A 14,714-nucleotide genomic window follows, 5' to 3' on the forward strand; every position below is an offset into this window, starting at 1 on the left:
AATATCTTTTCGAGGATAGTCAACAGTTTATTGCAGTAGCAATTTCAGGCCGATTAAAATGAGCACGCATCCTCCGACCCTTTCGGCGATGTGGCTGTACCGCGAAGCACGTGCAAATGATTTACCCAGCCAGAGCCCGAAAGAAGTAAGCACCAGCGCGGTAATCCCGATCATGGTGCAGGGGAATAGGATTGGGTAATCCATGATTGAAAAGGAAAGTCCCACTGCTAAAGCATCAAGGCTGGTGGCAACCGAGAGAAATACCAGGGAAAAACCTTTGGTAGGGTCCTTTTGTGTGTCGCAGGAGTCATCTGTGTCAAAGGATTCCTGAATCATTTTACCGCCGACAAAAGCCAGCAGGAAAAATGAAATCCACGGGGCGTATGTTTCAACAAGGCCTTTTACAGTCAGCCCGGCCAGCCACCCCAGCAGGGGCATGAGAGCCTGAAACAGACCGAAGTGGAAAGAAAGCCTGAAGTTCTGGCGTCTGGTCACATCCGGCATGCATAGCCCGCAGGCCACGGCAATGGTGAAGGCATCCATGGCAAGTGCCACGGAGATGATGAGTATTTCGTATAAAGGCATGGGACGTTTACGGCTCCTGTAATTAATTAGGTAGTACTCTTACCTCTACGTTGCTTGTTTGTTAAGTACAAAAAAAAAGGTTATGGTGTGTGTTTGTTTTTGGTTTTGTCGTTATTAATTACGTTATAAAGAAGGGGGAGATTTACCAGCCAATGTTAGAGCCGCTTAAGTCCGTATTAGGCAAGGGAACCTTAATAAGCTTTGATTTTACCTATTCTGTCTGGTGGAACATCATGTTGATCACGGTCGGATCGACTATATGTTCTGTCGCAATTAAGAGTCTTGCGGTGCCGCACGAGTTCCTTGCGGGAGGGATTTTCGGTTTGGCTTCTCTTGTATTTTATAAATTTAGTTTTTTAACACCAGGTTGGCTTTTCTTTATACTAAATATTCCGCTTTTTATTTTTGCTTGGATAAAGGTAAGCAGACGGTTTTTTGGGTATAGCCTATATGCAACATTTGCCGCGACTATTGCATACGAATTCATTAATATACACCTTCCGGTGTATAATCATATTTATGCTGCTGTGGCATGCGGAACATTGCTTGGTTTTGGTGCTGGAATAGTACTGCGGTCTCTTGGATCAAACGGAGGTCTTGATGTTCTGGCTGTGTACTTGTTTCAGCGGTTTAATATTGGAATTGGTAAGGTCTATCTTGTTTTCAATTTTATCCTTTTCAGCTTAAGTCTGTTTGAGTTGCCGCTAGATACAATAATTGCCTCGCTAATCCTTGTGTTTATCTCGGCAACCGTGGTTGAGCAGACTCTCTCAATGTTTAACCAACGTAAGGTTGTCTTTATTATTTCTGATAATATAGAATTGATCTGCCATGATATTCTGCACGAAATGAAGCAGAGTGCCACTTTTATTAAGGGGCAGGGAGCTTATTTACGTGAGGATAGGAATATTTTGATGACAGTAGTGAACAATATCCAATTAAAGAAACTGGAAGAAATAGCTTTCCGGCATGATGAGAGGGTTTTGTTTATTGTTGAAAATACGTTTTCGGTTATCGGGGCAAGTTTTTCGCGCAGAAAAGTTTATTAGTGTCTTTTATCTCTGAAGATTTTTTTTGTGCCGATTAAATAAAAAAAGCCGGATGCCTGATGGCTCCGGCTTTAAAAATATTAATTGATCAAACCTTTTATTCTACAACAGCTTCCGCCTGATTGCGGTATTTGCGGTAGATCTTGAACCCCAGCAGGGTGGAGATAACAAACAGCACCACGGCCATGACCATACGGATAGAGGAAGATACTTCCACCCCGCTTCCGAACAGGGCAAAGACCATATTCTGGGGCAGGTAGCCGACAGTTGATCCTAATATGAAGGGCAAGGCAGGAATACTGGTCACACCCGCAAGAATGTTGGTTATTACGTTGCTGCCCAGCGGGAAAAAGCGGATGGTCAGGGCCATGTTGAATGGGCTGCGGCTCAGGAAATTGTCCACTTTCTGGATACGGGCGCCGAATTTGTTTTGAATGAAAGAGCGGCCCACCAGCCGTGAGTAAATAAACGCTCCTGCGCAACCAAGCCCGGTTCCGATACTTCCCAGCAGGGTTCCCAATGCGAAGCCGTATGCGTAGCCTCCCATAAAGCAGATCACCTGTCTGGGAAAGCCGACAGCAGAGAAGAATGCCGACAACCCTACATAGGTGAGGACTCCGATTAAGCCGCGAGAACGCACATGCTCGTCTACCCAGTGGGTATCCAGGGCATCGGCTAGTCCTGCATAACGGATCAGGTAAACCGATAAACCCATAACCGCGAGCATAGCCAGTCCTTTGATCAGGGCCTTGACGCTGACTTTTGATTCGCTGCTTATCGCGCTCATTTATTCATCGCCGCTGCGTTCTTTAACTGAATATGAAAAATGGCGTCCCAGCAGCCAGCGTACGCCAAGCAGGTCATACCCTCCTGCTATTGCCCGGTCGAGGGTTCCGTACTTGGATTCACCTTCGAAGCGGGGACGGTGGTTGACTTTCATTTCTGCAACAGATGCGCCCTGCATTTTCATGAGAGTGGGCAGGAAACGATGCATGCCGTTGAAGCGAGGAATAGCCCGGACCATGATGGTATTCATTATTTTAAGCGAACATCCGGTATCCCGCACGGTTTCGTTGGTCATCCTGTTACGGATGGCGTTGGCGATTTTGGAACCGATGCGTTTGATCCAGACATCCTTGCGTTTCTGACGCCAGCCGATGGTCATGTCGTGCCCCTCATTGTATAGGGCAAGCATGGCCGGAAGGTCTGCAGGATCATTTTGCAGGTCAGCGTCCATGGTGGCGACACGAGGTGCGCGGGCCTCATCAAATCCTGCACAGAAAGCTGCGGACTGCCCACGGTTTTCCGAAAAGGAAATGTAGCGGGCCTTGGGGTAGGTTAATGAAATATCTTTGAGCACGGCAAGGCTGTTATCCTTGCTGCCGTCATCTACAAATATAATTTCGTATGGAGTATCGAGCGGCTCAAGGGCTGCATCAATTTCCTGCATCAGTTTTCGTAAATTGTCCTGTTCGTTGTAAACAGGGATTACGATGGAAAGTTCGTAGTGGTTTGTCATATCGAGAGATGAGATAAGAAAATTTAAATAATTTGTAAATAGCTGTTGACATGAAGCGGCCTCGTCTGTAGAACCTCTTTCACAGTGACGCGGGGTGGAGCAGCTTGGTAGCTCGTCGGGCTCATAACCCGAAGGTCGTAGGTTCAAATCCTATCCCCGCAACCACAATGCTTCATCAGAAAGGCTCAACCTAACGGTTGGGCCTTTTTTTATTGTTTTTTTACATATCATCTTGCAATGCGGGGGTGTCTTTGCGCTTCTTCCTGACAGCTTCCCCGATTTTTTTTCCCGGAATAAATGTAAAATTTTTCAAAGCCGACAATGCTTTTTCACTGATGTTTTGGATTGGGATCTCAATTTTTATCCGTTTTCCAAGGTTAATCTCCTGCATGGTTTTGTTGTATACAGGATCGGTCATGATCATGTCCTGCAACTGTCCGTTATAATATGCAGTTTCCAGACCGGTTTTTATTGCGTTGTACAGCTTCTCGTTATCTTTTCTGACATAGAAAAAAGAGGCCAACGGATAGGAGAGGACAATATAATCATCGATTACAAGGTCGGGGTAATCCGCTGAGTACCGCTTGTACTCAGCGGCAATTTCGAAAAGTCCGCGCGGGTATAGATCTACTCTGTCGCGTATCAGCATTTTAGGAATATTTGTCGGATCTGCAGGGGTATGGACTGTAAGTCCGGCATTACGCAGTATTTTTACATCCGCCCAGCCCAGTCCCTGAGCGAAGATAAATTTGGAGAGGTCGTCGAGGTTTTTAACTTTTTTTAAATTGTCCTCCACATCAGGGCGGGTGAGCATAATTCTATGTCCGATTCCAAGTCCAAGCTGGATTGGAACATATATCGGTTTCAGAATTTCTTCGTGTTCCTTCCGGCTACCCAATGCGATGACATAATTTTGGGAGGATGAATTTACTATCTGCACTCTGCGGGGCTGTGACGCAGGTATGGTTTCAATTTTTAAATTATAAGGTATTTCCTGATTTTTAAGGGCAATATCCAGCACTTTGAATATGTAGTTTTCCGGTGTGAGAGGGCGATCAACAAGCAGGATTGTTTCCAATTTGTCTTGGGCAAAAGCTGATTGCGTATAAATAAAGACGAGGATGAAGCAAAAAAATATTTTCCGCATAACATATCTCCATATTGATTATATGAGCTATTATGCGGGAGAAGTCAAATAAATGCAGCTTAGTTTAGTTGGGGCTGGTCTGGTAATATTCAAAAGATTAAGCGGGTAGTGACGTCACTGTTTGCCACTGCCATTTCAAGAAAATCTACTCCCTGAAATTGACCGGTTACGCTTTTCATGGAGTCGTTCGGTCTCTTTCAGATACGAAACTATAGTTGTTTGCTTTCCTGATAAGAAACCGAGTGCTTACTTCTACACAGCCAAAGTATGGTATCTGTGTGATACGGACTGTTTTAAATGGGTATGTCTCAGGAATGAGCTCCGGTGGGAATTTATTTCCAACGGGAAATATTGAGAAAATTGTTTTCGAAATCGAAAATTATATACATTTATTAAAAATAATTTTAATAGAAGCGAAAAAAAATACGTTCATTTGTCGACAATGTTTCTCAATTGATTTAATGTTTCCCGCACGTAAGGAACCTAGAACCTGAGGTAATTTTTACTATGAAAAAATTGATCAATGATGTGGAAAATGTGGTTAAGGAGCAGCTTGAGGGGATGGCCCTCGCTCACCCTGAACTGAAAGTCAACTACGATCCCTATTACGTAGTTCGTGCTGATGCTCCGGTTGAAGGAAAGGTTGCCGTTATTTCCGGCGGCGGTTCCGGCCACGAACCCATGCACGGCGGTTTTGTCGGCAAAGGAATGCTCGACGGCGCCTGCCCCGGCGAAGTTTTTACTTCTCCCACACCCGACCAGATGTACGAATGCGCAAAGGCTGTAGATAGCGGTGCAGGCGTTCTTTTTATGGTAAAGAACTACACTGGCGATGTAATGAACTTTGAAGCAGCGGCCGAGCTGGTTGCAGCCGAAGGTATCAAAGTTCAGAATATTTTGATTGATGATGACGTGGCAGTTAAGGATAGTCTTTACACTGCTGGACGTAGAGGCGTTGGAACCACTGTTCTTGCTGAAAAGATTGTCGGTGCTGCTGCTGAAGCAGGGTACGACCTTGAAAAATGCTCCGATCTTTGCCGCAAGGTTAACCAGTATGGTCGTTCGTTCGGTGTTGCCCTGACTTCCTGCATTGTTCCCGCAGCAGGCAAGCCCACCTTCGAACTTGCTGAAGACGAAGTCGAGATGGGTATCGGCATCCACGGCGAGCCCGGCATCGAGCGTACCCCGCTCAAGTCTGTTGACGAAATGACCCAGTACGCAGCGGAACAGATCATTGATGATCCCGCATACAGCCGCACCGTCCGCGAATGGAACGGTTCCGAGTGGGAAGACAAAGAACTTACTGACGAGCCTTTCGCCAAAGGCGATAATGTCATCGCATTTGTTAACAGTATGGGCGGAACCCCGGTTTCCGAACTTTACGCTGTGTACAGAAAGCTTGATGAAGTCTGCAAAGCCAAGGGTATCAAAATTGTCCGCAATCTGATCGGACCTTACATTACTTCTTTGGAAATGCAGGGTTTCTCTATTACTCTGCTCAAGGTTGATGATGAAATGCTCAAGTTCTGGGATGCACCGGCACAGACTCCCGGTTTTGTCCGCTAAGCTTAACTTTCTATAATTATGAGTTAAAAATACGCAGGCGTGGGAAGAACTTTTCACGCCTGCGTTCCCGTTTTTTCAAAAGAAAAATTTATTTGTAAAGGAAACCTCCGGGCTGACGCTGATATCGTATATGCCCGCAGTAATTTCAAACCTGACCCAGTTTTAGATGGCGTCATCATTTGGAGGATAAGAATGTCCATGAACAAGGCCCAACTTATTGCATGGCTCGGCAGACTGAATGAAGTTTATGCTGACAAAAAAGAATATCTCACTGAACTTGATGCCGCTATCGGTGATGCCGACCACGGAATCAACATGAACCGCGGCTTCGGCAAGGTTATCGAAAAGCTGCCTACAGTGGAAACTAAAGATATCGGAACAATCCTCAAGACCGTGGGTATGACTCTCATGTCCAGTGTAGGCGGTGCCAGCGGCCCCCTTTACGGAACATTCTGGATGAAGGGCGGCATGCTTATGGGCGGTAAGGAAGAACTTAGCCCTGAAGATTTTGCCAAAGTAATTGAAGCTGGTGTTGAAGGGATTCTTCAGCGCGGGCGTCCCGATCTCGGAGACAAGACCCTGTATGACCTTTGGGCGCCTGTCCTTGAAGTAATCAAGGAAAAGGCCGGAAACGGTGACGATGTTCTTGCCATTGTTGAAGCTGCATTGCCTGTTGGTGAAAAGGCCCTTGCGGATACCATCCCCCTGCAGGCCAGAAAAGGACGGGCCAGCTATCTGGGTGAACGTTCTATCGGCCATCAGGACCCCGGTGCTACTTCATCTTATTACATGCTGGAAACACTGAAAGAAGTTTTGTCTTAAATAGTATGATGCCTCCGGCGGCCGGGGAAGGGGAAACTTTTGTAAGATTTTCTCCTTCTCCATCCCTTATCCCCTTCAGAACCTTTTATTAGGTCTTCGACGCTGGGGGCAGGAATCTGTTGTTCATATAAATGGATTTTTCCCACGCCGATTTGCGCGTTTTATAGGATCAAACGATTAATTTTTTTAACGGGTTATTCTGTGTAAGTAGGGGCCAAGCCCTACTAAAAGTTTTTGAAGAGTCCAGAGAAACTTTTTTCAAAAAGTTTCTCTGGCCCTCGGAGAGCCGCCGGAGGCATATCAAATTATGGTTGGATTAGTAATAGTTTCCCACAGCCAGATGTTGGCGCAGGGAGTTCTGGAACTTGCGGAGCAGATGACTCGCGGTTCCGTGGTCATGGAAGCCGCAGGCGGTATTGACGATCCCGATAATCCCATCGGCACCGATCCCATGAAGGTCATGATGTCCATCGAGTCCGTTGCCGCACAGTCCGAAGACGGCGTACTGGTCATTATGGATCTTGGCAGCGCGCTTATGAGTGCCGAGACTGCGCTTGATTTTCTGCCCGATGAAGTCAAAGAGAAAGTGCTGCTTTGTTCCGCCCCGATTGTGGAGGGAACAATGGCTGCGGCTGTACAGGCTTCTGTCGGCGCATCTCTTAAAGAGGTGAGTGCCGAGGCCGGTGCTGCTCTGAATGTTAAAATTGAGCAGTTGGCTCCCATTACCGGGGAAACTGTCCAGACTGCCGTACCTGCTCAGGAAGAAATTCAGGAAGGCGAAGAGCTCAGCATCGATCTGCTGGTAATCAACAAAATGGGGCTTCATGCCCGCCCGGCAGCCAATCTTGTTGCAGAGGCCGGTAAATTTCAATCAGCCATCCGGATTCACAAGGGTGAAAAGAGCGCATCAGCAAAGAGTATCAATCAGGTGGCCCTGCTGGCAGTCAAAAATGGTGAAACCATTACTGTTACGGCAACCGGACCGGATGCTCAGCAGGCAATTGACGGCCTGAAAGCTTTGCATGCCGATAACTTCGGTGAACGTGATGAAGACGTTGCTGAAGTTGTCATGGAAACCGAACCCTGCAAGGTCGGCGGGGAGGGTTACGTGCATGGTGCTCCGGCTTCTGCCGGGTATGCGGTCGGTCCGGTCTATGCCCATCTGGCGAGTCTGCCGGAAGTGGAGCGTCTCGAAATTGCCAACATTGATGCTGAAGTTTCGCGTCTTGATCAGGCATTATCCACAGCGCTTTCCGATATTCAATCTTTGCAGCGCGAGACTGAAAAGACTGCAGGTAAGGCTAATGCCGCAATTTTCGAAGTACACGGCCTGATCCTCGGTGATAAGGATATGCGTGACAAAGCCGTGTCCGTTATCTCTGATGAAAAGGTTAATGCCGAGTTCGCGTGGTTTCAGGTCATGGATAAAATGGCTTCTGACTATCGCGAGCTTGATGACGCATACATGCAGGCCCGTGCCGCAGACGTAATGGACTGCGGGGGACGTGTGTTGCGTGTCTTGACCGGTGAAGGGGAACAGGCCATCAGGCTTGAGCGGGAATCCATCATTGTGGCCCACGATCTTACTCCTTCCGATGTAGCCGGGATGGACCCTGAAAAGGTTCTGGGCATTATCACCGAGACAGGTGGGGCCACTTCCCATGCCGCGATTCTGTCCCGTTCAATGGGCATTCCGGCCGTTATCGGGACCGGAGAATGCTTTCAGTATGTTTCAGATGGACAGACGATTGCGTTGGACGGTTTTGAAGGTACTGTCTGGACCTCTCCTGATCAGGTCAAGCTGGACGAGATTTCCGCCAAACGGGATCAGTGGCTGGCCGAGTGCGAGGAAGCCAAAGCCAAGGGCGCTGCTCCGGCTAAGACTGTGGACGGTACTGAGATCATGGTCATGGGTAATATCGGTACTCCGGCAGATGCTCCTCGGGTGCTGGAATACGGCGCAGAAGGTGTAGGGCTTTTCCGTACCGAATTTCTCTTTCAGGACCGTGATCAGCAGCCGGATGAGCAGGAGCAGTTTGAAGCTTACGTTGAAGCTGCCAAGGCTATGAACGGTAATCCGGTCATCATCCGCACTCTCGACATCGGCGGTGACAAGCCTGTTAAATATTTGGATACCCCGGTTGAAGAAAATCCGTTCCTCGGTGAACGCGGAGTCCGTTTCTGCATGGCTCGGCCCGAGCTTTTCCGCACTCAGCTGCGCGCTTTATTGAGAGCTGCCAGCGCGGAAAATATCTGGATCATGTTTCCCATGATTTCCGGGGTGGAGGAGCTTGAAGGGGTTCTCGCATTTCAGGCTGAGGTCCGTGAAGGTCTTATCTCCGAAGGTGTGAAAATTGCCGAAAAGATCAAGACCGGAATTATGATTGAAGTTCCTTCCGCTGTTGCGGAGGCCGAAAAGCTCGCTGCGATCTGTGATTTCTTCAGCATTGGCACTAACGATTTGACTCAGTACGTAATGGCTGCGGACCGGGGTAACAAGTCGGTTTCCAAAATATGCGACAGCCTTAATCCCGCAGTACTGCGCATGATCAAAATGACCTGCGATGCAGCATCTGCCAATAATATTGAAGTCGGTATGTGTGGTGAGCTGGCCGGAAACCCCAAAGCTTCGGCATTGTTGCTCGGACTCGGTTTGGATGAGCTGAGCATGAGCGGTCCTTCAATTCCCGAAGTGAAGGAAGCTATCCGCGCCGTATCCATGGATGAGTGTTGCGCTCTGGCTGAAAAGGCGCTGGCTGCCAGATCCGGTGACGAGGTTCGTGATCTGCTGAAATAGTTTGCTTACGGCAGCGCCGCCGGGGGTCGGAGGAACTTTTGGGAAAAAATTCTCTGGACTCTTCAAAACTCTTTAATAGGCTTAGCTGTGTTGGATCACAGATTGTTGATGAAAATATATAGGCCCGTCTTTTTGGACGGGCCTTTTGTTTGTGTTGTACATTTTTAATGGATCTGTGTCTTATAAGTTATTCCTGTTTCGGCTAAACAGCAGACCTAACCTGTTCCGATTTTCCTTTTATTAATTATTTACCTCATTGCGGAGGTTTTAATATGAGCGGTTTTATGCGTGGAGTTCGAGCTAATGTCCCCCTTCTGCCCAGTGTGGTTGCCTACGCCGCGGTGCTTGGAGTGCTGGCAGCCCAGAAGTCCATTGCATGGGTGGATATGATGGCTTTGAACGTGCTTATGTTTGCCGGGTCAGCCCAGTTTGTGCTGGTGGATATGTGGAATGCACCGCTCCCAGTGCTGGAAATGATCCTTGCAGTGCTGGTTGTGAACTTGCGTTATGCCCTGATCGGGGCATCTCTCAAGGATTTGTTTGCCGGGCAGGGGCTCTTGAAGCGGCTGGGGATCATGCATTTTGTGGCTGACGAAAACTGGGCCATGACCATGGTAGCGGCACGTAAAGGAGAAGGGGATGTGTTTCATCTGTTGGGCGGGGGGCTGCTGCTCATGCTTTTCTGGAGCATAGGAACCATGGCCGGAATGTTTTTTGGCGGCCTAATTCCCGATCCCAAAATGCTGGCCCTTGATTTTGCTTTTACTGCGGTCTTCAGCGCGCTGGCGGTTTCCCTGTGGCAGGGGCGGCAGGATGTTCTGCCGTGGCTGGTGGCCATAAGTGCATCGGTGCTGACGGAGCATTTTGTGCCCGGTAAATGGTACATACTGGTCGGTGGAATTCTCGGCGCGGTCTTTGCGGCATTTGGTCCGGAAGTTGTCCCTGCAGCAGAAGGTGAGGGTAAAGCATAATGAATATTTACACTTCGGAAAACGCAATTCTGATCATTGCCCTGACTGCTCTGGTAACTTATTCCATGCGTGTGGGCGGTCTGCTGCTGGCTGGCTATCTGCCTACGGGAGGACGTTTCAGCAGGGCTTTGAAGGCCCTGCCCGGCACCATCCTCATCTCCCTTGCCGCCCCCGGCTTTTTCAATGAAGGATTGATCGGATTTGCAGGCGGGATCGTTACCGTGGCTATGGCATTCAAGACTAAGAATGTGTTTCTTGCAATGCTTGCCGGAATGCTGGTGGTGGCTCTCGGAAGATTGTTTTTGTAGTTGAATTGCTGTTTTATTGTTCAAAAAAAGAACCCCGTAGAATCTTCAAGTTCAGGAGATTCTACGGGGTGTATTTATTGAGATAGTTCGGGGCAGTTATTCGTCCCGTTTCCAGTTAGGTTTTTTCATCTTGTTGATAAGTAAGGGCAGCCCCACAAAGACAACCATTCCAGCCGCAACCAGCCCTACGTAGAGTGCCGGGTCGCCGACCTTCAGGTTTGTGGGCGGAAAGAATCCTACTACCAGCGCGAAACTTACGCCCAGAAGACCGATTCCTGCCACGGCGCAAAGTCCGAATAATCCTCCGGGTACCTGATATGTTCTGGGCAGGTCGGGCCGGGTGTAACGCAGTTTTATTGCTGCGGCATACATCAAAATGTACATGACCAGATAAAGGGTCACGGTCATGGCTGAGATCATGAAAAACGCCACACTCACGTTATCCATGATAAAATAAAGACCGGCAAGGATGCTCACAATTACAGCCTGAACCATTAAAATATTGATCGGCATGCCGTTCTTATTAGTTTTAGCCAGAATAGGCGGTAGTTCTCCCTGATCAGCAGTGTGTAGCAGTCCACGGCTGGGACCGCTGATCCATGACATGACACCGCCTATTGCCCCGAAGGCAACCAGCAGTCCGATCAGCGGGGTAAGGAAATCAAGATGGAATTTTGCGAGAAGCATTTCAAAGGCCTGCATCAATCCTGCGGTCAGGCTGATTTCGTTGGCCGGAATTACCGCGGCTACGGAAAGGGAGCCAAGGGTGAAGAGCAGGAAAATTATAGCTGCAGCCAGAAACATTGATTCCGGAAATTGTTTGCCGGGGTCTTCCAGTTCATTGGCGTGGACGGCATGGACTTCCACTCCGGCAAAAAGAAGTATGATCCCTGCCAGAAAGGCAACGCTGCCTAACCCGGTTATACTGGGGAAGAGTCTGGCATGGGGAAGTTCTCCGGCGGCTTTCTCCGCTGCTTCCAGTGTGGGGGAAATATGCATGAATTCAAGCGGATTACCCATATTAACCCACAGAAGTCCAAGTCCGATGACCAGCACTCCGGGAAGTACGGTCCCCAGCAGTACCCCGTATTTGGTGACTTTGCTGACCAGATCTGTTCCAGCAAGGGTCACGAAAGTCGCTCCCCAGTATGCAACGAGTATTACTGAACCGGTGTACACGCCGCTATCGGCCATACCCGGATCCATGAACAGGTAGGCCAGCGCTCCGGCCCCGAAGCCGAGCACAGTGGGATACCAGACAACATTCTGAATCCATTGCAGCCAGATTGCCGTAAATCCCCATCTTGAGCCGAAAGCAGCTTTTACCCATGTGTATACTCCCCCGGATTCTTTGGAGAATGCTCCGCCAAGTTCGGCGGCTACCAATGAAGCCGGGATAAGGAATATCAATGTTGAGAAGAGGATGTAAAAGATCATGGAAAGCCCTTCCCGCGCCATCATGGGCAGGCCGCGCAGGCTGCATACTGCCGCTACGGTCATCATTGAAAGGGTGAATACCGAGAGCCGTTTTTTACCGGGAGTTGCCATAACTTTTTCCTCTTCCTGTAGTTTGAAGTGCAAATCGTGAAATAATTCCTCATGCAATCACAACCATTACGGCACAGGCAGGAAAATATCAACAGTGTTAAAAATAATTCTATGTCAAAACAGCAAAAGAATTAAACACTCATGGCCTTCTGAGCCAGATTGTATGCAATAACCCACATTGTCAGGCATACTGCACTATCCAGCACCCGCCATGTTACAGGCTTTTTAAACAGCGGGGCCAAAGCCCTTCCACCGAATCCCAGAGTATAGAACCAGACAAAAGATGCAGATATGGCCCCGATTCCGAACAGATAGCGTTCCATGCCGTTATATTGTCCGCTTATGGAACCGAGCATGACCACAGTATCAAGATAAACATGCGGATTGAGCAGGGTTATGGTCAGGGTCAGCAGAATTATGGATTTCAGGCCTGTTGTTGCGTCTTGTCCGGCTTCCAATTGTCCTCCGGCCAGGGCTGAGCGGAAAGAACCGAATCCGTACCAGGTCAGGAAAGCGGCCCCGCCCCATGCTGCAGGTTTAAGCAGCACAGGATTTGAGGAAATCAGTTCCCCCATACCCAGTACTCCGAGAGATATCAGCAGCGCATCACAAATTGAGCAGACCAGACAAATGGTCATATGGTGGTTTTTCCTGATACTCTGGGTAAGCACAAAGGCATTCTGCGCTCCGATAGCGATTATGAGTCCTGCTCCGGTTCCGAATCCCTGCAAGTATGGTATAATTGATGACATTGTTTTCTCCGTTTTGTTTTTCAGAAAGATATATGGCTGGGATATGAATTAGTAAAATTAAACATTTTCATTTCTGATAAGTTTAACTTATAATGTTGCCATGCTTGATAACATTTATTTGGAAGCACTGACTGCGGTGGTTGAGGAGGGCGGTTTTGATAAAGCTGCCTTGAAGCTTAATATTTCCCAGTCTGCTGTGTCGCAGAGGATAAGGAATTTTGAGGAGCAACTGGGGCGGGTGCTTGTTGTCCGTTCCACTCCACCTGAACCAACTGAGGATGGCCGCAAGCTGATTAAGCATCTGCGCACCATTCGGCTTATGGAGTATGAATTAACAGATTCAATGGGGCTTAATCCCAGTGGTGAATTCATAACTTTACCAGTGGGTGTAAATGCGGACAGCCTTGCCACTTGGTTCATGGATGCTCTTGAGTCCTTTATGAAAGAGCACAACGTTCTTTTTGATTTATACGTGGATGATGAGAACAGGACTCATGAAATGCTACGTCGCGGGGAGGTGGTCGGCTGTATAGGAACAGGATCAAAACCTGTTAAAGGATGCCGCAGTGATTATCTGGCAACATTTGATTATCTATGCCTGAGTACGCCGGATTTTTGCAGGCGCTGGTTCAAAAACGGATTCAATTTAGAAAGTGTTGCAAAAGCACCGGCTGCGGTATTCAACCGTAAGGATGAAACACAGTCCCGGATGCTGGAAAAAATTTTTCCGGGTGAGTTGGTGACCCATCCAATTTTTTATGTTCCCTCAACTGAGTCTTTTGTTGATGTCATATGCCGGGAGCTTGCATACGGTATGGTCCCGGAATTTCAGGTGGAAGATCAATTGAAATCCGGGCAGCTTATTGAAGTTACAACGCAGGGCCGGGTTCCGGTCTCACTGTATTGGCATTCGTGGAATGTGGATACGGAGCTGCTGAACAAACTGCGTCAGGAGTTGATTAAATTTTTTAATTGAAGCCGGGTGAAAAGCAGTTATTTTGGGTATCTGTTTGTGAGGGCATTTTATTTTTGTTTTTAAGTTGACATCCGTGGGGCGTACCTGTAGTTCTTCTCTTCTCAGTGACGCGGGGTGGAGCAGCTTGGTAGCTCGTCGGGCTCATAACCCGAAGGTCGTAGGTTCAAATCCTGCCCCCGCAACCACCGATAATTCTGGTCATGGCGGAAGTTTCGGATGAAAGGATAAAAGGCTTTCAATAGCTGTTCTTTTTACTGAGTAACAGGAGTGGGTATTTATCTTAACTTCTGGTAATGTTTAAAAAAAATCTGTTTTTAAATCGATATTAGAGTTGACAACAGGTTTCAGAGCATGTAGACATGCTCTCACAATGACGCGGGGTGGAGCAGCTTGGTAGCTCGTCGGGCTCATAACCCGAAGGTCAGAGGTTCAAATCCTCTCCCCGCAACCACAATGCTTCATCAAAAAGGCCCAACCGTAAAGGTTGGGCCTTTTTTCGTTTTGATTGTAGAGCCACTTCATTGGGTCTACACCAAACAAAGGGGCGCAAGCCCGATAGATCAAATTTCCAGCCGTTGATTGTTGACTCGACAACCCACACAAAACCCGCACACGAAGTCGATAGATGTTCTTTTTACGGTCCCGCTTTTTACTTATCTTCCCTAGTCTATAAT

The 14,714-nt window shown here is 48.1% G+C and carries 13 protein-coding genes and 3 tRNA genes; 10 read left to right on the top strand and 6 right to left on the bottom strand.

What is annotated here, in order from left to right; translation table 11 throughout:
- Positions 1–27 precede the first annotated feature (27 nt).
- Positions 28–585 (bottom strand): manganese efflux pump MntP family protein, encoded by a 558-nt coding sequence (locus ACKU41_RS19260; RefSeq protein ID WP_321403142.1) that lies wholly within the window; start codon positions 583–585, stop codon positions 28–30.
- Positions 586–737: 152 nt separating this feature from the next.
- Between ACKU41_RS19260 and ACKU41_RS19265 the strand changes: the two genes are divergently transcribed.
- The gene (locus ACKU41_RS19265) at positions 738–1,634 is read left to right on the top strand and encodes a YitT family protein (RefSeq protein ID WP_321405268.1); all 897 of its coding nucleotides are present in this window, start codon (positions 738–740) and stop codon (positions 1,632–1,634) included.
- A gap of 97 nt (positions 1,635–1,731) precedes the next feature.
- Here ACKU41_RS19265 and ACKU41_RS19270 read toward each other — a convergent pair whose 3' ends face one another.
- Together ACKU41_RS19270 and ACKU41_RS19275 are read right to left on the bottom strand one after the other, a co-directional pair.
- Entirely contained in the window at positions 1,732–2,421 is a 690-nt protein-coding gene (locus ACKU41_RS19270) for a VTT domain-containing protein (RefSeq protein ID WP_319779206.1), read from the bottom strand.
- Entirely contained in the window at positions 2,422–3,153 is a 732-nt protein-coding gene (locus tag ACKU41_RS19275) for a glycosyltransferase family 2 protein (protein ID WP_319779207.1), read from the bottom strand.
- A gap of 88 nt (positions 3,154–3,241) precedes the next feature.
- Here ACKU41_RS19275 and ACKU41_RS19280 point away from each other — a divergent pair.
- Positions 3,242–3,318, top strand: a tRNA-Met gene (locus tag ACKU41_RS19280).
- Positions 3,319–3,373: 55 nt separating this feature from the next.
- Here the strand turns inward: ACKU41_RS19280 and ACKU41_RS19285 are convergent.
- Positions 3,374–4,300, bottom strand: a complete 927-nt coding sequence (locus ACKU41_RS19285) for a hypothetical protein (RefSeq protein ID WP_321403144.1) — start codon at positions 4,298–4,300, stop codon at positions 3,374–3,376.
- A gap of 507 nt (positions 4,301–4,807) precedes the next feature.
- On the opposite strand from ACKU41_RS19285, the gene dhaK reads away from it, so the two are divergent.
- From dhaK to ACKU41_RS19310, 5 genes are all read left to right on the top strand, one after another.
- Entirely contained in the window at positions 4,808–5,866 is a 1,059-nt protein-coding gene (gene dhaK, locus ACKU41_RS19290) for a dihydroxyacetone kinase subunit DhaK (RefSeq protein WP_321403146.1), read from the top strand.
- Positions 5,867–6,058: 192 nt separating this feature from the next.
- On the top strand, positions 6,059–6,688 hold the full coding sequence (gene dhaL, locus ACKU41_RS19295; protein WP_321403149.1) for a dihydroxyacetone kinase subunit DhaL: 630 nt from the start codon (positions 6,059–6,061) through the stop codon (positions 6,686–6,688).
- Positions 6,689–6,995: 307 nt separating this feature from the next.
- Positions 6,996–9,485 carry a phosphoenolpyruvate--protein phosphotransferase gene (gene ptsP, locus ACKU41_RS19300; protein ID WP_321403151.1) on the top strand — a complete coding sequence of 830 codons (2,490 nt, stop codon included), beginning with the start codon at positions 6,996–6,998 and terminating at the stop codon, positions 9,483–9,485.
- Between the two features lie 272 nt (positions 9,486–9,757).
- Positions 9,758–10,456: an AzlC family ABC transporter permease gene (locus ACKU41_RS19305; RefSeq protein WP_321403153.1), complete on the top strand. Its 699-nt coding sequence runs from the start codon at positions 9,758–9,760 to the stop codon at positions 10,454–10,456.
- Positions 10,456–10,764: an AzlD domain-containing protein gene (locus ACKU41_RS19310; RefSeq protein ID WP_319779214.1), complete on the top strand. Its 309-nt coding sequence runs from the start codon at positions 10,456–10,458 to the stop codon at positions 10,762–10,764. The genes ACKU41_RS19305 and ACKU41_RS19310 overlap by 1 nt, the downstream gene beginning before the upstream one ends.
- A gap of 96 nt (positions 10,765–10,860) precedes the next feature.
- Here the strand turns inward: ACKU41_RS19310 and ACKU41_RS19315 are convergent, their stop codons facing one another.
- Together ACKU41_RS19315 and ACKU41_RS19320 are read right to left on the bottom strand one after the other, a co-directional pair.
- Positions 10,861–12,312, bottom strand: a complete 1,452-nt coding sequence (locus ACKU41_RS19315; RefSeq protein WP_321403155.1) for an amino acid permease — start codon at positions 12,310–12,312, stop codon at positions 10,861–10,863.
- A 131-nt stretch (positions 12,313–12,443) separates the two neighbouring features.
- The gene (locus tag ACKU41_RS19320; protein WP_321403157.1) at positions 12,444–13,064 is read right to left on the bottom strand and encodes a LysE/ArgO family amino acid transporter; all 621 of its coding nucleotides are present in this window, start codon (positions 13,062–13,064) and stop codon (positions 12,444–12,446) included.
- Between the two features lie 100 nt (positions 13,065–13,164).
- On the opposite strand from ACKU41_RS19320, the gene ACKU41_RS19325 reads away from it, so the two are divergent.
- From ACKU41_RS19325 to ACKU41_RS19335, 3 genes are all read left to right on the top strand, one after another.
- Complete coding sequence (locus ACKU41_RS19325; RefSeq protein WP_321403159.1) at positions 13,165–14,040, top strand: LysR family transcriptional regulator ArgP; 876 nt, start codon at positions 13,165–13,167, stop codon at positions 14,038–14,040.
- Between the two features lie 108 nt (positions 14,041–14,148).
- Positions 14,149–14,225: transfer RNA gene (locus tag ACKU41_RS19330), tRNA-Met, on the top strand.
- A gap of 189 nt (positions 14,226–14,414) precedes the next feature.
- Positions 14,415–14,491: transfer RNA gene (locus ACKU41_RS19335), tRNA-Met, on the top strand.
- Positions 14,492–14,714 lie beyond the last annotated feature (223 nt).

The sequence above is a fragment of the Maridesulfovibrio sp. genome, assembly GCF_963678865.1.
Classification (GTDB): Bacteria; Desulfobacterota; Desulfovibrionia; order Desulfovibrionales; family Desulfovibrionaceae; genus Maridesulfovibrio.